This is a genomic window from Bacillus sp. FSL R5-0397 (assembly GCF_038593395.1).
Classification (GTDB): Bacteria; Bacillota; Bacilli; order Bacillales; family Bacillaceae; genus Bacillus; species Bacillus altitudinis.
On the sequence record NZ_CP151992.1, the window covers coordinates 2,248,276 to 2,268,368 of the forward strand.

20 protein-coding genes are annotated in these 20,093 nt (G+C 40.9%); 3 read left to right on the plus strand and 17 right to left on the minus strand.

The window, feature by feature from the left end; all coding sequences use genetic code 11:
- Window positions 1-85: 85 nt before the first annotated feature.
- The 4 genes from NSQ70_RS11485 to NSQ70_RS11500 all read right to left on the minus strand — a co-directional run bounded on the left by NSQ70_RS11485 (window position 86) and on the right by NSQ70_RS11500 (window position 3,146).
- The gene (locus NSQ70_RS11485; RefSeq protein ID WP_003217433.1) at window positions 86-514 is read right to left on the minus strand and encodes a Fur family transcriptional regulator; all 429 of its coding nucleotides are present in this window, start codon (window positions 512-514) and stop codon (window positions 86-88) included.
- Complete coding sequence (locus NSQ70_RS11490) at window positions 492-1,352, minus strand: metal ABC transporter permease (RefSeq protein WP_007501274.1); 861 nt, start codon at window positions 1,350-1,352, stop codon at window positions 492-494. The genes NSQ70_RS11485 and NSQ70_RS11490 overlap by 23 nt, the downstream gene beginning before the upstream one ends.
- Complete coding sequence (locus NSQ70_RS11495) at window positions 1,352-2,128, minus strand: ABC transporter ATP-binding protein (protein WP_327861771.1); 777 nt, start codon at window positions 2,126-2,128, stop codon at window positions 1,352-1,354. Before NSQ70_RS11495 ends, NSQ70_RS11490 begins: the two co-directional genes overlap by 1 nt.
- Window positions 2,129-2,264: 136 nt before the next feature.
- Window positions 2,265-3,146 carry a YitT family protein gene (locus NSQ70_RS11500; protein WP_017367617.1) on the minus strand — a complete coding sequence of 294 codons (882 nt, stop codon included), beginning with the start codon at window positions 3,144-3,146 and terminating at the stop codon, window positions 2,265-2,267.
- Window positions 3,147-3,286: 140 nt separating this feature from the next.
- Here NSQ70_RS11500 and NSQ70_RS11505 point away from each other — a divergent pair, with 140 nt between their 5' ends.
- Window positions 3,287-3,541 carry a DUF2624 domain-containing protein gene (locus NSQ70_RS11505; RefSeq protein ID WP_008342377.1) on the plus strand — a complete coding sequence of 85 codons (255 nt, stop codon included), beginning with the start codon at window positions 3,287-3,289 and terminating at the stop codon, window positions 3,539-3,541.
- Window positions 3,542-3,590: 49 nt separating this feature from the next.
- Here the strand turns inward: NSQ70_RS11505 and NSQ70_RS11510 are convergent, their stop codons facing one another.
- Both NSQ70_RS11510 and NSQ70_RS11515 read right to left on the minus strand, forming a co-directional pair.
- A complete protein-coding gene (locus NSQ70_RS11510) occupies window positions 3,591-4,484 on the minus strand; it encodes a deoxyribonuclease IV (RefSeq protein WP_017358005.1) in 894 nt (297 codons plus the stop codon).
- Between the two features lie 9 nt (window positions 4,485-4,493).
- Entirely contained in the window at window positions 4,494-5,813 is a 1,320-nt protein-coding gene (locus tag NSQ70_RS11515; protein ID WP_024718822.1) for a DEAD/DEAH box helicase, read from the minus strand.
- Window positions 5,814-5,968: 155 nt separating this feature from the next.
- Between NSQ70_RS11515 and vrrA the strand changes: the two genes are divergently transcribed.
- Together vrrA and NSQ70_RS11525 are read left to right on the plus strand one after the other, a co-directional pair.
- Window positions 5,969-6,682, plus strand: a complete 714-nt coding sequence (gene vrrA, locus NSQ70_RS11520) for a VrrA/YqfQ family protein (protein WP_268418703.1) — start codon at window positions 5,969-5,971, stop codon at window positions 6,680-6,682.
- A gap of 156 nt (window positions 6,683-6,838) precedes the next feature.
- Window positions 6,839-7,783 (plus strand): 4-hydroxy-3-methylbut-2-enyl diphosphate reductase, encoded by a 945-nt coding sequence (locus NSQ70_RS11525; protein WP_338705561.1) that lies wholly within the window; start codon window positions 6,839-6,841, stop codon window positions 7,781-7,783.
- Window positions 7,784-7,819: 36 nt separating this feature from the next.
- Here the strand turns inward: NSQ70_RS11525 and NSQ70_RS11530 are convergent, their stop codons facing one another.
- The 11 genes from NSQ70_RS11530 to recO form a co-directional block, all read right to left on the minus strand.
- Entirely contained in the window at window positions 7,820-8,941 is a 1,122-nt protein-coding gene (locus NSQ70_RS11530) for a Nif3-like dinuclear metal center hexameric protein (protein WP_017367619.1), read from the minus strand.
- Entirely contained in the window at window positions 8,934-9,650 is a 717-nt protein-coding gene (locus tag NSQ70_RS11535) for a tRNA (adenine(22)-N(1))-methyltransferase TrmK (RefSeq protein ID WP_024718820.1), read from the minus strand. Before NSQ70_RS11535 ends, NSQ70_RS11530 begins: the two co-directional genes overlap by 8 nt.
- 120 nt (window positions 9,651-9,770) lie before the next feature.
- A complete protein-coding gene (gene cccA / locus NSQ70_RS11540; RefSeq protein ID WP_008342390.1) occupies window positions 9,771-10,130 on the minus strand; it encodes a cytochrome c550 in 360 nt (119 codons plus the stop codon).
- A 301-nt stretch (window positions 10,131-10,431) separates the two neighbouring features.
- Window positions 10,432-11,553: an RNA polymerase sigma factor RpoD gene (gene rpoD / locus NSQ70_RS11545; RefSeq protein WP_008342392.1), complete on the minus strand. Its 1,122-nt coding sequence runs from the start codon at window positions 11,551-11,553 to the stop codon at window positions 10,432-10,434.
- A gap of 203 nt (window positions 11,554-11,756) precedes the next feature.
- On the minus strand, window positions 11,757-13,586 hold the full coding sequence (gene dnaG, locus NSQ70_RS11550) for a DNA primase (protein WP_008342393.1): 1,830 nt from the start codon (window positions 13,584-13,586) through the stop codon (window positions 11,757-11,759).
- A 33-nt stretch (window positions 13,587-13,619) separates the two neighbouring features.
- Window positions 13,620-14,120, minus strand: a complete 501-nt coding sequence (locus NSQ70_RS11555; RefSeq protein ID WP_268373600.1) for a YaiI/YqxD family protein — start codon at window positions 14,118-14,120, stop codon at window positions 13,620-13,622.
- A 261-nt stretch (window positions 14,121-14,381) separates the two neighbouring features.
- On the minus strand, window positions 14,382-15,203 hold the full coding sequence (locus tag NSQ70_RS11560) for a pyruvate, water dikinase regulatory protein (protein ID WP_008342399.1): 822 nt from the start codon (window positions 15,201-15,203) through the stop codon (window positions 14,382-14,384).
- A 25-nt stretch (window positions 15,204-15,228) separates the two neighbouring features.
- Window positions 15,229-15,867 (minus strand): helix-turn-helix transcriptional regulator, encoded by a 639-nt coding sequence (locus NSQ70_RS11565; protein WP_024423017.1) that lies wholly within the window; start codon window positions 15,865-15,867, stop codon window positions 15,229-15,231.
- Between the two features lie 166 nt (window positions 15,868-16,033).
- Complete coding sequence (gene glyS / locus NSQ70_RS11570) at window positions 16,034-18,079, minus strand: glycine--tRNA ligase subunit beta (protein WP_274660610.1); 2,046 nt, start codon at window positions 18,077-18,079, stop codon at window positions 16,034-16,036.
- Window positions 18,072-18,959, minus strand: coding sequence for a glycine--tRNA ligase subunit alpha (gene glyQ / locus NSQ70_RS11575; RefSeq protein ID WP_003217487.1), 888 nt, complete (start codon window positions 18,957-18,959; stop codon window positions 18,072-18,074). Before glyQ ends, glyS begins: the two co-directional genes overlap by 8 nt.
- A 329-nt stretch (window positions 18,960-19,288) precedes the next feature.
- Window positions 19,289-20,059 (minus strand): DNA repair protein RecO, encoded by a 771-nt coding sequence (gene recO / locus NSQ70_RS11580; protein WP_008342406.1) that lies wholly within the window; start codon window positions 20,057-20,059, stop codon window positions 19,289-19,291.
- Window positions 20,060-20,093: the final 34 nt, after the last annotated feature.

Consider the following 20,093-nt stretch of genomic DNA (forward strand, 5'->3'; position numbering starts at 1 on the left):
TTGTTCTCATTTTAATGAAACAGTTATCCTTTGTAAAACGATTCAACATGACAAAACAAAAAGCCAGCCCATCGGCTGGCTTCTTTCATGAATGAACTTCTTTCGGTTCGCAAGAAGGACACGTTCCGTAAATTTCAAATTTATGTCCGCTAATGTGATAATCCTCTAGATCAGCATCAAGCTTGTCCATAGGGCAAGCGTCAATTTCCTTTGTTTTACCACACGTCAAACAAATAAAGTGATGATGATGGTGGGAAAACGAACATTTAAAACGGAACAGTTTCTCCCCTGATAATTCCGTTGTCTCTAATATCCCAAGATCTTCATATAAAGACAGGTTTCGATAAATCGTATCAAAACTAAGCCCTGGGTAATCTTCACTTAAAGCTGTTAATACATTTTTAGCGGTCAAGTATTTATCAGAATCAGAAAACAATTGAAGCATATCTTCACGTTTGCTTGTATATTTATAGCCTTTTTCCTTTAATAAATCAAGCGCTTCTTGTACGTTCATGATGATTCCCCCTTCTGAATTTCCCAATACTAATACAGCCGATTAAAATCAAGATAGACAGCATCACAATGGTTCCACCCGGCGCTAAATCAAGATAATAACTTAAAATCAAGCCGACCATAACAGACAATTCCCCAAATAAGATGGAAAGGAAAATTGCCTGTTTAAACCCTTTGGCAATCCGAATACTTGCCGCAACAGGCAGTGTCATGAGTGCGGACACTAGGAGTGTACCGACAATACGCATCGATGCTGCGATGACAAGTGCAACGACTAAAATAAAAATAAAATGAATCCACTTAGCTGAAATACCAGAAGCCTTCGCATGTTCTTCATCAAAAGAAAGCAAAAACAATTCTTTATACAAGAGCACAACGACTAATACAACGACAAGTGAGATCCCAACAATAATCCAAAGATCGAGTCTTGAAACCGCACTGACACTTCCGAACAAATAACTGAACAAATCTGTATTAAAACCATTTGCAAGTGAAATGAAAATAACAGAGATCCCAATACCACCTGATAAAATAATGGGAATCGCCAGCTCCTGATAATGTTTATACACAGAGCGTAGACGTTCAATAAACAACGAGCCAGCCACAGAAAAAGCCATTCCTAAGTAAAGCGGGCTAACCCCTGTCAAAAGTCCAAACTTTTTATCAAGGAATAAACTTGCCGCTATCCCAGCAAGTGACACGTGACTAAGCGCATCTGCGATGAGAGAGAGCCTTCTCACGACAATAAATACACCAAGTAAGGGCGCAATAAAGCCTATCAGCATACCTGCGATAAACGCATTTTGTAAAAATTCATAATGAAAAAATGGAAATAGCATTATTCATGTCCCCCATGATGGTGATGATCGTGATGAATCACTTGAATGTCATGCCCGTAAAACTGAGAAAGCGCCTGCTCATCCATCGAATCAAACGTTTCCGCATCTCCATGAAAATGAAGTGTCTGATTTAAACAAGCCACATGCGTGACTTTGTCAGAAACGGTTCCTACATCATGTGTAACGAGAATTAAAGACATTCCTTTTTCTTTGTTCAATGTTTCTAACAGCTGATAAAAGCCCTCTACTGTTCTTTGGTCTACACCCACAGTCGGTTCATCTAAAATAAGCAGCTTTGGCTGACTGACGAGTGCACGGGCAATAAATGTACGCTGCTGCTGACCGCCTGAAAGCTCACCAATGTTTTGATGTTTTAAGTCTTGTATACCAACTGAGCGTATGGCCTCATCTACTTGAAGCTTATCCTGCTTACTCATGCGTTTGAATAAACCAATCTTCGCCGTTAAACCACTTGCCACGACCTCGTATACAGAAGCAGGAAACCCTGTATTAAAGCTATTCGCCTTTTGAGAAACAAATCCAATTTGATCCCAGTCTTTAAATTTTTGAGCTGGTGTGCCAAAGAGCTTCAATTCTCCCTGCTGGGGTTTAATCAAGCCAAGCAGGCATTTTAATAAGGTTGTTTTACCAGATCCATTCGGTCCAACAAGTGCTAGAAAGTTTCCTTCCTCTACTGTTAAATGAATGTGATCGATGACATTTCGCTGTCCATATGAATACGAAATGTCCTTCATTTCAATAATTGGCTTTGCCATAAATCTTTCCACCTTTAATCCAATATAAAAAGAATGATTACGATTTATACAACAAAAAGAAAATGGCAAAAGCCATTTTCTTTGTCCATACATACATTTCATTATATAAAAGAAAGATAAAAAAGTAAAATAAAAGCTAATGAATGGCTGTTTTGAATTTACCGCCTTTTGTTTCATGCGTATCCATAATCGTAATAAAGGCTTGACCATCAATTTCAAACACGATAGATTTCAGCTTCGTAATTTCAAGTCTTGTCACGACGGCGTAAATGACATCTTTTTCTTCATCGGTATAGCCGCCTTTTCCTCTAAGCTTGGTGGTTCCCCTGCCGAGACGATGAAGGATCGCATCTGAAATTTCATCATAATAATCCGAAACGATAATGACCGCTTTTGTTTCATCTAGTCCTTGAATGACAGCATCAATTGTTTTCATTGCCAAATAATATGTCATGACAGAATACATAGCTTGCTCCGGTCCGAAGACAAAGCCCGCCCAAATAAAAATGAACACATTGACGATCATGACAAACTCACCGACGGAGAAAGGAATTTTTTTCGTCAGAAGAATTCCTAAGATTTCCGTTCCGTCCATTGAGCCTCCATTCCGTATCACAAGCCCAACGCCAAACCCGAGTAACAGCCCTCCAAATACAGTAGCTAAAATCGGCTGCGTCGTAAATGCTTCTACATGATGAAGTGAAGATTCAATCACGGCCAAGCTGACAATCCCAATCACAGTGGAAACCAAAAAGGTTTTCCCAATATGTTTGTATCCTGATATCATAAATGGAATATTTAAAATGACAACAATCGTCGCGAAATTAATGAATGGGTTATCCGTAAAAAGATAATCCAAAATAAGCGAAATACCGATGATGCCTCCATCAATAATATTGTTTGGCACTAAAAATAATTCAATGCTGACTGCTGCACATGCAGCTCCTACTAGAATCAGAAAAATTCTCAAAATAAAATGAGGCACTGATTCCTTTTTATGCTGTTTACTATTTGCCATACGTTCTCCCTTCTACACATGTTTAGTTTTCAATGAACATTTTATTCACTTTACTATTTTATCATTTCACAGAGTAAAATAAAATTTTTTGCACATTTTCCGTTTTCGCCCATACATTGTTACAGAGGGGAGGAATGGAATTGATTTTAATTCAAAAAATTGTGTTGCAGCGTCTGAATCAGATCACAGCAAATGACTTGTTAAGGTATGCAAAACAGTATGGGGTCAGCTTAACATCCAATCAGGCTGCAGAGGTCGCCAAACTTATGAATGGGAAAAACGTCAATATTTTTAACGATGCAGAGCGCAACCGGCTGCTTAAGCAAGTGGAAGCGATTACGTCTAAACAGACAGCACAGACCGTCAATGATCTGTTTAATCAATTCACAAATTAGGCAAAAAAGGGCCGCATTTAGCGGCACCTCATCACATTGCATGCACTTTTTATTGACCCGTAATCTTATCTAGTAAACCTTCATCAAATTGCTTTTCTTTCAGCATCGCAATTTCAAATTTGTAAGGTGGTTTCTTGTTCTTTTTATCTTCACCTACATAAGGCGTTTCTAGAATCTTCGGCACATCTTGAAGCTGTGGATGATGAACGATATAGCTCAGGGCATCAAAACCAATTTCTCCAAAACCGATATTTTCATGTCGGTCTTTTCTTGCGCCTTGTACATTTTTACTATCATTAATATGAAGAACTTTGATTCGGTCGATCCCGACAATTCGATCAAATTCTTCTAATACTCCATCAAAATCACTCACAATGGGATAACCTGCATCGTGCGTGTGACACGTATCAAAGCAAACAGAAAGTGCTTCGTTATGTGTCACACCGTCAATAATTTGGGCAAGCTCTTCAAAGCTTCTTCCGCACTCTGATCCTTTTCCTGCCATTGTTTCCAGCGCAATTTGAACCTCCTGCCCCTTCACAATGACTTCATTGAGACCTTCAATGATTTTTTGAATTCCAGCATCTGCACCTGCTCCAACATGCGCACCCGGATGAAGAACAATTTGTCTTGCACCTAGCGCTTCTGTACGCTCTATCTCAGAGCGAAGGAAGTCCACTCCAAGCTCAAATGTCGCTGGATTCACTGTGTTCCCAATATTGATAATATACGGTGCATGAACGACGATATCTGTCATACCATGCTCTTTCATATGCGCTTGTCCAGCTTCAATATTGAGATCTTCAATTTTTTTACGGCGCGTATTTTGCGGTGCACCTGTATAAATCATAAAAGTATTTGAACCATAAGAGGCAGCTTCCTCACTCGCTGCAAGTAGCATATGTTTTCCGCTCATGGATACATGTGATCCAATCTTCAACAATGTGTCCCCCTACTTTCCGTTACGCTTTGACTTTCTACGTTCTTGTCTTTTGATCTTATCCATCTCACGTGTCATTTTCTTTTTATATCCAGGTTTGACGGCTTTCGGTTTTCTGACAAGACGTTTTGCTTTTTCTTCAATTTCATTTGGTGCTTTTTTACGTCTTTGACGCTTCAAACGATCATCTGCATCTCGCCATTCGCCATGAACAATCGTTTTGTTTTCAAACACAACACCCATTTTTTCAATTTGAACGAGTGCATCCTCATCAGCAAGATCATAAATGGTCATCGCAATGCCAGATGAACCAGCGCGAGCCGTTCTTCCCACACGGTGAACATAAAAATCAAGATCGGATGGGAGCTCATAGTTAATCACGTGGCTGACACCCTTAATATCAATCCCACGGGCAGCAAGATCAGATGCCACAATATATGTGAACTCCAAATCTTCAATTTGTTTCATCACTTTTTTACGTTCACGAGGCGTTAAACCACCATGAAGTACCCCAATTTTCATTCCTTTTTCCTGTAGGAATGAGGCAATTTCATCAACAGTTGATTTTGTATTGGCAAAGATGATCCCTAAATAAGGCTGTACATTCGTCACCATTTCATGAAGTAATTTTAATTTATCACGTTGTTTAGATGGAACTAAAATATGCTGAATGTTTTCAGCCGTAATGCGTTTCGGTTCAACATGTGCATATTTCGGATTATCCATATATTTTTTGAGGAAAGGTTTTAATTTTTCTGGAATAGTTGCTGAGAACACGAGCATTTGCAACTGTTCTGGCATTTGTGAGCCAATACGATCCACATCTTCTAAAAAGCCCATATCCAGCATAAGGTCTGCTTCATCAATGACAAGAGATGTTGCTTTGTACACATTCAGCGCTTGCTCATGAATAAGATCAGCAATACGTCCAGGAGTGCCGACCACTAAGTGCGGCTGATTCTTTAGCTTTTGAATGGATTTCTGCTTGTCCGTTCCGCCAATGTAAAGCTTTGCCTTGATTTCTTCTTCTGGAGGCGTATTTTTTAAGATCGTTTGTGCTTCTTTAAAAATTTGATTCGCTAATTCTCGTGTTGGTGCAGTAATGACCACTTGTACTTGCTCTTTGCTTGGATCAATTGAATGAATAAGCGGCAATAAATACGCATGGGTTTTCCCTGTCCCTGTTTGAGACTGTCCAATCACGCTTTCACCTTTTAAAACAGCAGGGATGATTCTTTTTTGAATATCAGTCGGCTCATAAAAGCCCAGTTCATGAATAGCATCTATAATAAAAGACTTTAATTCATATGTCGTAAATTTCGTTTCTTTCATGTTTTCACTCCTTAAGGCAATGCCTTTTTGCTCATCTCCTCATTATAGCTGATTTTCCGCAAAAAAACCATGTCCGCTTTTCTCACAGGAAACCAAATGATACTTCCCTGCATAACCTATGAAGAGAAAGAGAATGCAGTAAGGGAGGTACAAGTATGTTAGGGCAAAGGCCTATGGGCGATTTTCAGCCGCATCGCCCCTCACGCCGGCACCTTGGAAATGGCGGACAGCCCGGAATTTTTCAACGGAGACAGCAGGCTCCGATCGAACAGCCTTTTCAAGGGCAAGGCAACCAATTTCAACAAATGATGCCTCGCTCTCCGTCTGTACAAGGCGGCGGTCTACGCGGGATGGGTGGCATTCCTGGAGGCGAAAGCCGTGCACTAGGCGGCGGAGCCGGAATTAAGGGCATGCTGGCAAAATTTCTTCCTGGAGCTGGAGGAGCAGGGATCTCCGGCGCTGGAGGTGGTGCGGGATTACAAGGAATCCAGAGCTTCGCAAACCCTGCGAACCTTTCAAGCATGTTAGGAAATGTTCAAAAAGTACTCGGAATGGCGCAGCAATTCACGCCTATGATTCAGCAATACGGTCCTTTAGTCAGAAATTTGCCTGCCATGATTAAACTCTATAGCCAGCTTGGCAGTGCGGATGACGATGAAACAAATACGAATGATGCAGACGAAGAACCAAAAGAAATCACTGCAGAAACAGACGTTCCGCACGAACCAGTTGATGATGAAATAGAAGAAGGAAATGAAGAAGAACCAGAGGACATCCTTGTCAAAAAAACCACTGTACACACATCAGCTGCTCCTGAAGCAAAACCGAAAAAAAGATCGGGCAGTTCCATTCCGAAACTATATGTCTAGTGATCTTTTAAAGGCGAAGTGTTTCCCATGTATAACAATCTTTGATATATGCGCTTACTTTGGCTATAATGAAGGAAGAGAATGATCAAAAGCCGTTTTTCACGGCTTTTTATATTGTTCTTCTCTAGCAGCACTTCCCTACAGGAGGACGAATAAATGAATGTAATTAAAATTTCGCCGCGTGGCTATTGCTATGGCGTTGTAGATGCAATGGTCATTGCTAAAAATGCCGCACTTGATAAAAACTTGCCACGCCCAATTTATATATTAGGTATGATTGTGCACAACAAACATGTCACAGATGCCTTCGAAGAAGATGGAATATACACACTGGACGGACCAAACCGTCTGGATATTTTAAAACAGGTTGAAAGTGGCACAGTGATTTTCACCGCTCACGGCGTATCTCCTGAAGTCCGTCAAATTGCAGAAGAAAAAGGCCTTGTCGCCATTGATGCGACCTGTCCAGATGTCATGAAAACACATGAACTCATTTCAGAAAAAACAGCTGATGGATATGACATTATTTATATCGGGAAAAAGGGTCACCCTGAGCCAGAAGGAGCCGTCGGTGTTGCACCTGACAAAGTGCACCTTGTCGAAACAGAAGCTGATATTAAAGCGCTCGATTTAACGTCAGATAAACTGCTCATCACCAATCAGACGACAATGTCTCAGTGGGATGTTCATGATCTGATGGAGCTCATTAAAGAAAAATATCCTCACGTCGAGTACCATCAAGAGATCTGCCTTGCGACACAGGTACGTCAGGAAGCTGTGTCACAGCAAGCAGGCCAAGCCGATCTGACCATTGTGGTCGGCGATCCAAAAAGCAATAACTCAAATCGTCTGGCGCAAGTGTCAATGGAGATTGCAGGAACGCAGGCTTACCGAATTGGTGATCTCAGTGAGTTAAAGCTTGAATGGCTCCAAGGGGTAAAAACAGTTGCGGTTACTGCAGGTGCTTCCACACCAACACCTATTACAAAAGAAGTCATTCGTTTCTTAGAAAACTACGAACCTGATGATGAATCGACATGGAAAATTGAACGGACGGTTCCTCTTTCTAAGATATTACCTCGTGTGAAAACAAAGAAATAAAAAAACGTCAGAGCTGCTATGCTCTGACGTTTTTGCTTACACAAATTGAAACGGGTTTGTGTTTGATTCTGATACAAAGAATTGCACATCATATTTTTTATCTGTACATAGCGATTCTAGCTTTGTCTTCACGCCCTCTTTCATGATCTTTTCTGCGTAATGACCTGGGTCCACTACATTCAGTCCGAGCATCATAGCATCGTGAGCGACATGGAAATAAAGGTCGCCAGTCACGTACACATCTGCACCCATTCTTTTCGCTTGATGGATATATTTATTTCCGTCTCCTCCAAGCACAGCTACTTTTTTCACGACCGCTTCCTGATCTCCTACAAAACGCGCTCCATTCACATCTAACTTCGTTTTCACAAATTGAGTGAAGTCTTTAAGTGTCATAGGTTCTTTTAATTCTCCAATACGGCCAAGGCCTTTTTGAATAGGAGGAAGATCTGTCGTGTGTACACTGTAAGCCACTTCTTCATAAGGGTGTGCTTTGATCATTTCACGAATCACTTGTTTTTCAATACTTGCTGGGAAAATGGTTTCGATTCGTACTTCTTTCACAAATTCCAATTTACCCGTCTCACCAATAAATGGCACAGCTTCTTCTGATGGCAGAAAACTGCCTGTCCCTTCATTTGAAAAAGCGCAATGACTGTAGTTGCCAATATGGCCAGCTCCCGCATTTCCTAAAGCCGTCCTGATGGCCTCTTCAAATTCCACTGGGACATACAAGGCTAGCTGCTTAATTGGATCTTCGTATGTTGGAACTAGCACTTTTGTTTCCCCGAGCTCTAAAGCGTCTGCAAGCAAGTCATTGACTCCTCCATCAGCCACATCCAGGTTTGTATGTGCTACATACACCGCAATATCATGTTTGATGCATTTCTCAATGATCCGTCCTGCCGGCTGATCTGTCGCCACATGTTTTAATGGACGGAAAATTGGCGGATGGTGGGCAATAATGAGATCCACCTTCCGCTCAATTGCCTCATCTACCACATTTTCTAATACATCTAAGGTGATCATGACATTGGTCACTTTTTTATTCAGCGTTCCAATCTGGAGCCCGATTTTATCACCTTCCACCGCATATGCCTTTGGTGAAAATTGCTCAAATAATTGGATGATTTCATGCCCGTTCACTGTTTTAGCCAACAGTCAAAACCTCCTTTAGAATTTTTATTTTCGCATTCAGCTCTTTCAGACGTTCTTTGTTCTCTTCCGTCGGCGCTGCTTGTTGAATCTGGCCTTCTATATGCTCCATGTGCTGAAGCTCATTCATCCATTTGCGCCGGAAGACATCATTTTGCTCTTTGGCAAGAAACGGACCAACGAGCATACCTTTTTCAATCGACATGCCTTCATAGGCTTTATCTTTGTCGCCAGTTTCGGCAATGATGATTTCGTATATTTTGCCATCCTCTTCTAAAATCACTTCATCCATCAGTTCATACCCCTCTTGATAGAGCCATAAACGAATATGGTGAGCATGAATATTAGGCTGAAGAATAAGCCGCTCCTGCCCTGTGAGCTTGTGTTTACCTTCATTTAGAATGCTTGCAATGAGTGCTCCGCCCATCCCTGCAATCGTGACAGCATTTACCTCGCCTTTTTCAATCACTTCAAGGCCATTGCCTTTTCTGACTGAAATCTGCTCATCTAATTCGAGCCTATGTACTTGCTGCTTCGCAGATTGAAGCGGTCCATCAGTAATTTCACCAGCAATGGCTTTCAATGCTTTATGATGTAATATCGCATAACATGGCAAATAGGCATGATCTGAGCCAATATCAGCAAAGACCGCCTCTTTTGGTAAAAAGTCTGCGACTCTTTTTAATCGTTTTGACAAATTCATTTCATTCATCCATATCACTACTTTTCTTTAATGTTCATACTTGTCTATCTTATATAAATTATGGACTTTTTAAAAGTCGTTTTCAAATGAAAAAAGCTCTTCTGATGAAAAAGAGCTTTTTGCGCTTTATTATTTAATTTTGGATACCCATTCTGACATTTCATCGAGCTTTTCATTCGGAATTAGCCCGCCCGGCATCCCATTTCCGCCTTCTTGAATTTTCTTCTTGATGTCTGCTACTTCAAGCTTGTCGCCAACACCTTTTAATGCAGGACCAGCGCCACCTTCGTAGTTTTCCCCATGACAGCTAATACAGTTCTGCTTATACAATTCTTCCGGCGTCGCATTTGCGGTCTCTTCTTGCTTTTGCTCTTTGCCCCCAGAGGCAATTTTGTCTTCATCTTTCAGCCCCTTCATTGATAAGAAAAAAGTGAGTCCAATACCTAAAATGGCAATCAATAAGAATGGTATAAGTGGATTCCGTTTCATTTCTTTCATCCTCCCCTTTGTGAAAAACCCCTTTGAGACTATGCAAACAATTCTAATTCTACTTTAATTTTACAAAAAGTAAACGAATTATGATACAAAACTTTGGTCAAGTTCACAGATTAGACAAAAATGATTCAAAATGAGAAAAGAAGCCTTCAGCACATTTAGATGTATTTTTTATACATCTTTTCTCTAAGAACGTTGCAAATTCATTTGTTATTCAGTAAAATATAATCAGATCAAAAAAGCGTTTTCATTTTGATGAAGAAAGAACGGATCTCTCTCAAGATCCGTCCGGTTTCTATTCTAAGAAGTCTTTTAATCGTTTACTTCTGCTTGGGTGTCTTAATTTACGAAGAGCTTTCGCTTCAATTTGGCGAATACGCTCTCTTGTTACGCCAAACACCTTTCCTACCTCTTCTAATGTGCGTGTTCTTCCGTCATCTAGTCCGAAACGCAGTCTCAGCACATTTTCTTCACGGTCCGTTAGCGTATCTAATACATCTTCAAGCTGCTCTTTTAAGAGCTCATAGGCAGCATGGTCTGATGGAGAAGTCGCCTCTTGGTCTTCGATAAAATCACCAAGATGCGAGTCATCTTCCTCACCAATAGGTGTTTCTAAAGATACTGGCTCTTGCGCAATTTTAAGAATTTCTCTTACTTTCTCTGGTGTTAAATCCATGTCTTCCGCAATTTCTTCTGGCGTTGGTTCTCTACCTAGATCTTGTAGAAGCTGTCTTTGAACACGGATTAATTTATTAATGGTTTCCACCATATGAACCGGGATCCGGATTGTTCTTGCCTGATCGGCAATCGCACGTGTGATCGCCTGTCTAATCCACCAAGTCGCATATGTTGAGAATTTGTATCCTTTGCGGTAATCAAACTTCTCAACCGCCTTCATGAGCCCCATGTTTCCTTCTTGAATCAAGTCAAGGAACAGCATACCACGACCAACATAACGTTTCGCAATGCTGACAACGAGACGAAGGTTCGCTTCCGCTAATCTTCTTTTTGATTCCTCATCGCCTTCTTCAATCTTTTGAGCATACGTAATCTCTTCTTTAGCAGATAGCAAATTGACGCGCCCGATCTCTTTTAAGTACATACGAACAGGATCATTAATTTTGACACCTGGTGGTACGCTTAAATCATTCAGGTCAAATTCCTCTTCTGCCTTAGCCAGCTGCTGAACATTTGGGTCTTCAGTCTCTTCATTTTCACTGATGAGTTCTACACCCTGTTCGCCTAAGTATTCATAGTATTCATCCATCTGGTCTGATTCAATTTCAAAGCTAGACATACGCTCTGCAATTTCTTCGTATGTTAAAACGCCCCGTTTTTTACCCGTTTCAGTGAGCTTATCTCTCACCTGTTCAAAGGTTAATTCAGTTTCAGTTTCGTGGGCTTGTTTATCAGCCATTATGGATCCCTCCTTCCAAAGCTTGCAACGAATTCTAAAGTAACTTGCGATTTGCTTCTGCTCTGCCTTTCTCTCTCTATCAAACAGAATGAGCAAATAGGAATAAAATAAATAATGATGAAGGCAAGATGCTTGCGGTCTTATGCTCCTCCCATTAAAGGATTCATTGCCAGCCGTAAGTCTTGTCATAAATAGTAGACGTATTACTTCAGCGAACGGTTCAACTGAATAATTTCTTTTGCAAGTGTTGCCGCTTTGAAGAAATCTTTTTGCCTCTCCGCCTCTGCACGTTCTAGTTCTTTTTCCTTTATCATTGACAAATTCCGATGATTCAACACTTTTTTTACATAATCACTTAATTCAGCTTCACTTAGTTCGTCTCCAACTTGAATCATGAATATATCCGTCAGGAGCTGATTAATCACATCATCTTCTATACGGTTCATCAGATGCTGCGGGGTCGGCTCCTTGCCTTCTTCATACAATGCATAAATGTATGTTGCCAGCGCTCTGTGCGAATCTATATTAAATTCAAACCCTATCCTATCAAGCACTTTTCGGATCACGTCATCATTTTTCAACATATGTGCAAGGAGCATTCGCTCTGCGTTTTCATATGCCGGCCTTAGACGTTTTCGTCTTACCTGTGTTGACAGATGTGCACGCCGCTTTTCAAGTCCATTTTCTTCTTGCGAGCTCTTGGCCTCTTGTCTCTGCTGCTTTTCAAAAAGCTCCAATTGCTCCTTTAATGAGTCAAGTGAAATGGAGAACTCCCCAGCCAGCTGCTTCATGTAAATCTCTTGTTCCAAGGAACCGTTTAATCGGCTAATTTCTCGGAGAACCTGCTTCATGTAAGTCAGGCGGTCTCCTTCGTCAGACAAATTCTTTCCTCTTCGGAAAAAATTCATCTTAAATGTCATTAATGTCACACTTGCATCTATGATGTCATTCCTAAATTTCTCGCCGCCATATTTACGAATGTAATCATCTGGATCAAGTCCATCTGGTATCATGGCAACGCGAACTTTACATCCTCTTTTTCCAAGCAAATCTGATGCTTTCATGGTCGCTTCATACCCGGCCGTGTCAGAGTCATAACATAAAATGATCTCTTCAACGTTCCGCCTAAGAAGCTTTACGTGCTCTTCTGTTAAAGACGTACCCATTGTTGCAACACTTTCGCCAACACCACTTGTGACAGCCGAGATGACGTCAGCAAATCCTTCGAAAAGGACTGCACGTTCGCGTTTTCTAATATGCATACGCGCGTCATGAAAGTGATAAAGCAGCTTACTTTTATGAAAAAGTGGCGTTTCAGGACTATTCATATACTTTGGCTGCTGATCACCAAGTGATCTTCCAGAAAAAGCGACGACCGTCCCGTGATGATCATGAATTGGAAACATGACACGATCTCTAAAGCGGTCAAAAAAACCTGTGCCGTTTTCTCGTTGAATCAAAAGACCAGCCTTCTCCATCATCGCAGGATCAAACCCTCGTTTTTCTAAAAACTTGGTCACGAAATCCCACGAGTCGAGAGCATACCCGATCTCAAACTTGGCAATTGTTTCATCCGTAAAGCCCCTGGACCTTAAATAATCGAGTGCGTTTTGACCTTCCTTTGTATTTACCAGCAAATGGTGGTAAAATTTCTTAAGAAGCTCATGCGCCTCAATCATTTTATGATCTGCTGTATCCTCTTGCTGTGAGGAACTGATCTGCGCATTCGCTACATGATCCGGCAAATCAATATGGTACTTATCAGCAACATGTGAAACGGCTTCAATAAATGAGTAGCCTTCCATTTGTCTGAGGAACGAAAATACATTGCCTCCTGCACCACAGCCAAAACAATGGAAGATTTGCTTATCTGCTGAAACAGAGAATGAAGGAGTATTTTCACCATGGAATGGACAAAGACCGAAGTAATTCCGACCTTGTTTTCTAAGCTGTACGTATTCTCCAATCACTTCGACAATGTCTGCGTTTTTTTGGATTTGCTCCAAAAGTTCATCTGGTATACGTTTGCTCATCCTAATAACACTCCGTCGTACATTATTCGCCTTTTAATTCAAAAATCCTTCATGATTCGACAGGATTTTTTGTAGTTGGGCAATAAATCGCTTTTTATCCTCTTCTAAAAGCTTTTTGGGACCTTTTCCGTATACACCTTTTCTTCGCTGTTTACTGGAAACATGCCTGCGTTCCAAATCAAAATCAATTGTTTCGTTTGTGTACATTCGTCCTCTTTCAGACAGAACAATGACTTGTCTTGGAAGCAGTAAGGAGGCCAGACCAATATCCTGGGTGACAACAATATCGTGCTTGACAGCTAAGTTCGCAATGACTAAATCTGCTGCTTCCTTATGTGTATCAACAAACCGCCAATCTTCAAGTGGTGATCGTTTGGTTTGAAAATGCTCATATGAAGCAATGAAAGTCACAGGTACTTGAATTTGAGATGCGACAGAAAGGATTTCATCTTTTACAGGACAAGCATCTGCATCGACATAAATCGTCCTTTCTTTTTTACGTTCATTCAGGTGACTAATTCTCCATCCCTCCACCTTATTCCTGCTTTAGAGAAGCAAAAAGACCATACTTTTCCCCCATAAAGCAATCAACAGTAAAACTCATTTTGTCGAAAAGTTATGTTCAGAATCACTTGACTTCTGCCAATATTAGTTTATTCGTTCTTGACTTAACTTAAACCTAAAATCAATCATTTTATCACAATTTTTTATTATAATACAAATGCAGCAAATATGCTATTGTTTTTGTTTACCCGTTTCCCACCATAGGAAAAACCCAGGAGGAGCATCCTGAGTTTATTCGGAACCTCTTTTGGTCAGCATTTGATGAATGACATTTGCTGTCTCCTCAACTGCTTTATTCGATACATCAACAACTTGACAGTTAATGCGGTCAACCACTTTTTCAAAATATTCTAGTTCCTCTTTAATCCGCTCGATATTCGCATAAATGGCACGGTCATTTAAACCGAGTGATTTTAAACGTTCTTTACGGATATGATTTAGTTTGTCTGGACTAATTTTCAGGCCGATGCATTTTTTTGGATCAACTGAGAATAACTCCTCTGGCGGATCAACTTCAGGAACAATCGGAACGTTTGCTACCTTCAAGCGTTTATGTGCTAAGTATTGAGAAAGTGGTGTCTTAGACGTACGTGATACACCAATCAGCACAATATCAGCCTTTAGAATACCTCTTGGGTCCCGGCCATCATCATATTTCACAGCGAACTCAATGGCTTCTACCTTTTTAAAATAGTCCTCATCTAATTGACGTACACGACCTGGCTCATGTTTCGCTTCATTTCCATATGCCGTCTCCATTTTATCAATAAGTGGACCGATAATGTCATAGTACACGACGCCATTCGCTTCTGCTTCTTCTATTAAGAATTGGCGCATTTCTGGCACAACAAGAGTAAAGCAAACGATCCCATTATCTGCTTTCGCCAATGAAATCACTTCTTTAATCGTACCGACATCCTCTACATATGGGATTCTTCTAATATTTGAATGGTCGGATGAGCCGCCATCAAATTGGCTAAGTGCCGCTTTGACCACGAGCTCTGCCGTTTCTCCTACTGAATCTGATACAACAAAAATTACGCGATTACTCATAACATCCCCTCGCAGTCTTCTGTAATTAGATAATTTCGTTCTCTGATAAGCTAACAAGTATTTTCGTCATGTTTGTTTTCGTAATTCTGCCGACCACTTCAAAGCCTTTATCCGTATCTTTTATAACAGGAAGTGCATCTATTTGCTTTTCAATCAAGTGCTTGGCCACATCCATAATAAAATCTTCTTTGCGGCAAACGGTAATGTTCGGCATTCTTGTCATAATAATATGGACAGGTATAGATGGAAGCTCTTGTTTCCCAATACTTGCTCGAAGGAGGTCTTTTCTTGATAACACGCCTGTTAAAATAGAGTGATCGTCCACAACGAATAATGTGCCCACATCCTCTAAAAACATCGTACAAATCGCATCATAAACCGAAACATTCTCGTGTATCACGACCGGAATGGACTGAAAATCTTTCACTTGAAGTTTTTTCAGCTTATCTGCCAGAAGCTGCGTGCCTGTTTTGCCTGTAAAAAAGTAGCCGACCCTTGGTCTTGCTTCTAAAAAGCCAGACATCGTTAAAATGGCTAAATCCGGTCTGAGGGTAGCCCTTGTTAAGTTCAGCCGATCGGCGATATGCTCTCCAGTGATCGGACCATTCTCTTTGACAATCTGTAAAATCTGCTCTTGCCGTTTATTTAACTCGATTGTACTCACCACCTTTAAATAGAGAGAGCGAATCCTTACTTTATGTATATCAATTTCATAACTCATCATATTATAGCGCATCTTCGTCCGAATGAAACAAAAATCCACTCAAAAACCGTGAATTAAATGAGTAAAAAACGATTGCCCTTCGAAAAAGGCAACCGTTCTTAGGTATTTATTTTACAATTAAATTGTTCATATTCGCAAATGATTGAATGACTTTTGCAAGTTTGACCATTTGTGCCAAACGATTTTGTTTCAGTTTTTCATCATCCGCATGAACCATGGTATGGTCGAAATAATGAACAATTGGTGCTTTTAATGTATCTAGCGCTTCAAGTGCTGATTGGTACTGACCTTTTGCCATATACTCGTTGACGGCTTTTTCCGCTTGCTGATACGCTTCAAATAGCTTTTGTTCGTGTTCATTTTCAAACAGTTCAGGCTGAATCTGTGCGTCTTCCCCTTTTTTACTGATTGAAATGACGCGGCCTAGTGCCTCAGCCGTTTCTTTGAAACTCTCCTGTTTCACGCTCTCTTCAAGAACAGCCGCTTTTTTCACAACCGCATATGGTTCAATATTTTCAACATCAAGGACTGCTTCCACCACGTCATGACGGATATGTTCTGCTTGGAGGACATATTTCAAACGGTGTGTTAAAAATTCAATGAGAGCCGCTTCATGTTTTGCATCTACTTGAGCTAGTGCTAAAAGCTCTTTAAATGAAAGATTCCATTGGCGGTCGAGCAGGATTTGAACGATACCGCTCGCTTGTCTTCTTAATCCATAAGGATCTTGAGAGCCCGTTGGAATGACATCAATTGAGAAGAATGAACAAATAGAATCTAGCTTATCCGCCACTGCAACAATCGCCCCAATAAGTGTTGACGGCGCATCGTCACCGGCAAAACGCGGCATATAGTGCTCGTTGATACTCTTTGCGACTTCTTCATGCTCGCCAAGTGCTCTAGCATATTTTTCACCCATGATTCCTTGCAGTTCTGGGAATTCATAGACCATCTGAGTCACAAGGTCAAATTTAGAAATACTGGCTGCTCTTGCAGCGCGTTTAGACGTTTCTTCATCTGCACCCACATGACTAGCAAGGCGGACAGCAATGTCTGTTACTCTTTTCAGCTTGTCGCCAATCGTGCCAAGTTTCTCATGGAATACGACTTTATCAAGCTTTTGAATGTTGTCTTCAATGACGAGTTTTTCGTCTTCTTTATAGAAAAATGCCGCATCTGATAAACGTGCACGAAGGACCTTTTCGTTCCCTCTTGCCACATTTTCAAGTGCCTCACTGTTCCCGTTTCTGACCGTAATAAAGTGCGGCAGTAATTCCCCTTGTTCATTTTTCACTGGGAAATAACGCTGATGCTCTTTCATTGTCGTGACAAGCACTTCTTCTGGCAGCGCAAGAAATTCTTCTTCAAAAGAACCAAATAGAACGGTTGGATATTCAACGAGATCGTTCACTTCTTCTAGAAGCTCAGGATCAACTGGAATGACCCAGCCTTTTTCGGAAGAAAGGGCATGTAATTGCTCAGTAATTAATTGTTTTCTTTTATCTGAATCTACAATGACAAATTGATCTCTTAATGTTTGCTCATAAGAAGCTGGTGTGTCAATGCTGGCTGTCGTCCCTAGGAAACGATGTCCTCTAGTCTCCCGTCCGCTTTTCACTCCTGCAATTTCGACAGGAATGATCTCTTGACCAAATAAACAAACAATCCATTTAATTGGACGGATATAGCGTAAATCCTCGCTTCCCCATCTCATGTTCTTTGGAAAACTCAATGAAGCGGCAATGTCTCCCAATGCTGGAAGAAGGTCTTTGACTTGCTTACCTTCTTGAAACTTTTGGACATGGACATAATCTACACCTTTGATGTCTTTGAAATACAGATCATCAGTTGATGCGCCTTGTCCGCGGGCAAAACCTTCGGCAGCTTTTGTCCAATTGCCTTCAGCATCTTGAGCAATCTTTTTAGCCGGTCCTTTTGCTTCTTCTTTGATGTCCTCTTGTTTTTCTGCAACACCTTTGACAAGTACAGCCAGACGTCTTGGTGAATTAAATAAAGCAACGTCTTCGAATGAAATATTTTGCGCTACGAACCAAGCTTTTACTTTGTCACCTAGCTGCTTTGTGCTTTCTGGCATGAAACGAGCCGGCATCTCTTCTAAGCCGATTTCAAGTAATACATCTTGTTTATTCATGAGAAGCCGCCTCCTCTTTTAGCATAGGGAATCCTAGTTTTTCTCGTTCTTCGTAATATGTTTTGGCTACTTTTCTCGCTAACTGACGTACTCTTCCGATATAACCTGTTCGCTCAGTCACAGAAATCGCGCCTTTGGCATCAAGCAGGTTAAATGTGTGAGAACATTTGAGTACATAATCATATGCCGGGTGAACAAGCCCTTTGTCCATTTGGCTATGTGCTTCTTTTTCATATGTTGTAAATAAATCGAACAGCATATCCGTATTAGATGTTTCAAACGTATACACAGAATGCTCGTATTCAGCCATTAAGAATAAATCTCTTACAGTAAAGCCATCTGTCCATTCAAGGTCAAATACATTTTCTTTGTCCTGGATGTAAGAAGCAAGACGCTCAATTCCGTATGTGATTTCAACAGAAACTGGCTTACATTCTAAACCGCCGACTTGCTGGAAATACGTAAATTGCGTAATTTCCATTCCATCAAGCCAAACTTCCCAGCCAAGTCCTGCGCAGCCAAGAGATGGGTTTTCCCAGTTGTCTTCAACAAAACGAATATCATGTTTCAGCGGGTCAATGCCAAGCGCCTTCAATGATTCTAGATACAGTTCTTGAATATTGTCAGGTGATGGCTTAATGATCACTTGAAATTGATGATGTTGATACAATCTGTTTGGGTTTTCTCCATATCTGCCGTCAGCCGGGCGTCTTGAAGGTTCTACATAGGCTACCTTCCATGGCTCTGGCCCAATGCTTCTGAGGAACGTGTATGGACTCATCGTTCCAGCACCTTTTTCTGTGTCATATGCCTGCATTAATACGCAGCCTTCATTTGACCAATGCTTTTGCAGTGTCAAAATCATGTCTTGAATATTCAATGATCGCACCTCCATCTTTTTTACACCATCCGCTATGTATGGCGGTGGGGCCTAGAACCTTTTTGCAAAACACAAAAACTCCCGTCTCTATGCTCACAAGGTTCCTTGCAAACATAGGGACGAGAGTTTTTCCCGCGGTTCCACCCTATTTGCTGGTGTCGTAGCACCCAGCCGCTTTGTTTTACGTTGCTCAAGAATGCCTTTCGTTACGTGTCCATCCTTAGCTCACACCGCCCTAAGGTCGCTTTTATGGCTGATACGTAAGTACTTCTTTCTGTCAATGCAACATATTTGATCTTAGATGATCTTACAAAAAGTCACGAGAGATGTCAACTTTTGTTTTCACCGTCCATTAGCTTTTTCATGGATTCCATTTGATTCATGAATTTTTTTGATTTTAAATAAAGACCTGAATACTCTTCATAATAATGATCGAGCACTTGACGAATTTCTTGTTTCGTTTGTGGTTTCACGTCAACCTGACCAAGCCTTGATAAATCAAAATAATGAAACAAACGGAGCAGTCTTGCTGCTGCTGGGGATAAGGGCAGTTTATATGGATCTTTAGAAAAGCATTGCTTACAGATGAATCCGTTATCTCTAATTGAGAAGTGGAACTGCCCTTCTTTTTGACCGCAGTGTACACATTGGTCCAGTTCAGGCTTCAACCCCATCACTGACAGCATTTTAACCTCTACGATAAATAAAATAATATCAGCATCTGTGCCTTCATTGAGATGGCGTAAAGATTGAAGAAGAAGTTCAAACAAGTAAGGGTTTGGCTTCTTTTCTTCTGTTCCTTTATCAAGTAATTCTGTCATATATGCGGCATATGCGGTCAGAAATAAATCTTCCCGAATGGTTCGCATGCTTTCCATCATTTCACCTTGCTGGAGCGTTCCAAGTCCTGTTGATGATTGGATCAGGAAGGTTCCGTATAAAAACGGCTGGCTTATGGCTGACAGGCGGCTGTTTGATTTCTTAGCGCCCCTTGCCATCACACCAATTTTCCCATGTTCTCTAGTGAGCAGCGTGACAATTTTGTTTGTTTCGCCATAATCTGTTGTTCTAAGGACGATTCCTTCACTTTTAATGAGCATTTGTCTACACTCCGAGCGTTGGAGGGGGTCAAGA

What these genes read in the sequence shown, in the direction of transcription:
- glyS (WP_274660610.1), bottom strand. Translation starts at nt 18,079, where the DNA reads ATGAATAAACAAGATGTATTACTTGAAATCGGCTTAGAAGAGATGCCG.
- vrrA (WP_268418703.1), top strand. Translation starts at nt 5,969, where the DNA reads ATGTTAGGGCAAAGGCCTATGGGCGATTTTCAGCCGCATCGCCCCTCA.
- NSQ70_RS11560 (WP_008342399.1), bottom strand. Translation starts at nt 15,203, where the DNA reads ATGAGTAATCGCGTAATTTTTGTTGTATCAGATTCAGTAGGAGAAACG.
- NSQ70_RS11525 (WP_338705561.1), top strand. Translation starts at nt 6,839, where the DNA reads ATGAATGTAATTAAAATTTCGCCGCGTGGCTATTGCTATGGCGTTGTA.
- NSQ70_RS11485 (WP_003217433.1), bottom strand. Translation starts at nt 514, where the DNA reads ATGAACGTACAAGAAGCGCTTGATTTATTAAAGGAAAAAGGCTATAAA.
- dnaG (WP_008342393.1), bottom strand. Translation starts at nt 13,586, where the DNA reads ATGAGCAAACGTATACCAGATGAACTTTTGGAGCAAATCCAAAAAAAC.
- NSQ70_RS11490 (WP_007501274.1), bottom strand. Translation starts at nt 1,352, where the DNA reads ATGCTATTTCCATTTTTTCATTATGAATTTTTACAAAATGCGTTTATC.
- NSQ70_RS11500 (WP_017367617.1), bottom strand. Translation starts at nt 3,146, where the DNA reads ATGGCAAATAGTAAACAGCATAAAAAGGAATCAGTGCCTCATTTTATT.
- NSQ70_RS11495 (WP_327861771.1), bottom strand. Translation starts at nt 2,128, where the DNA reads ATGGCAAAGCCAATTATTGAAATGAAGGACATTTCGTATTCATATGGA.
- recO (WP_008342406.1), bottom strand. Translation starts at nt 20,059, where the DNA reads ATGCTCATTAAAAGTGAAGGAATCGTCCTTAGAACAACAGATTATGGC.
- cccA (WP_008342390.1), bottom strand. Translation starts at nt 10,130, where the DNA reads ATGAAACGGAATCCACTTATACCATTCTTATTGATTGCCATTTTAGGT.
- rpoD (WP_008342392.1), bottom strand. Translation starts at nt 11,553, where the DNA reads ATGGCTGATAAACAAGCCCACGAAACTGAAACTGAATTAACCTTTGAA.
- NSQ70_RS11515 (WP_024718822.1), bottom strand. Translation starts at nt 5,813, where the DNA reads ATGAAAGAAACGAAATTTACGACATATGAATTAAAGTCTTTTATTATA.
- NSQ70_RS11535 (WP_024718820.1), bottom strand. Translation starts at nt 9,650, where the DNA reads ATGAATGAAATGAATTTGTCAAAACGATTAAAAAGAGTCGCAGACTTT.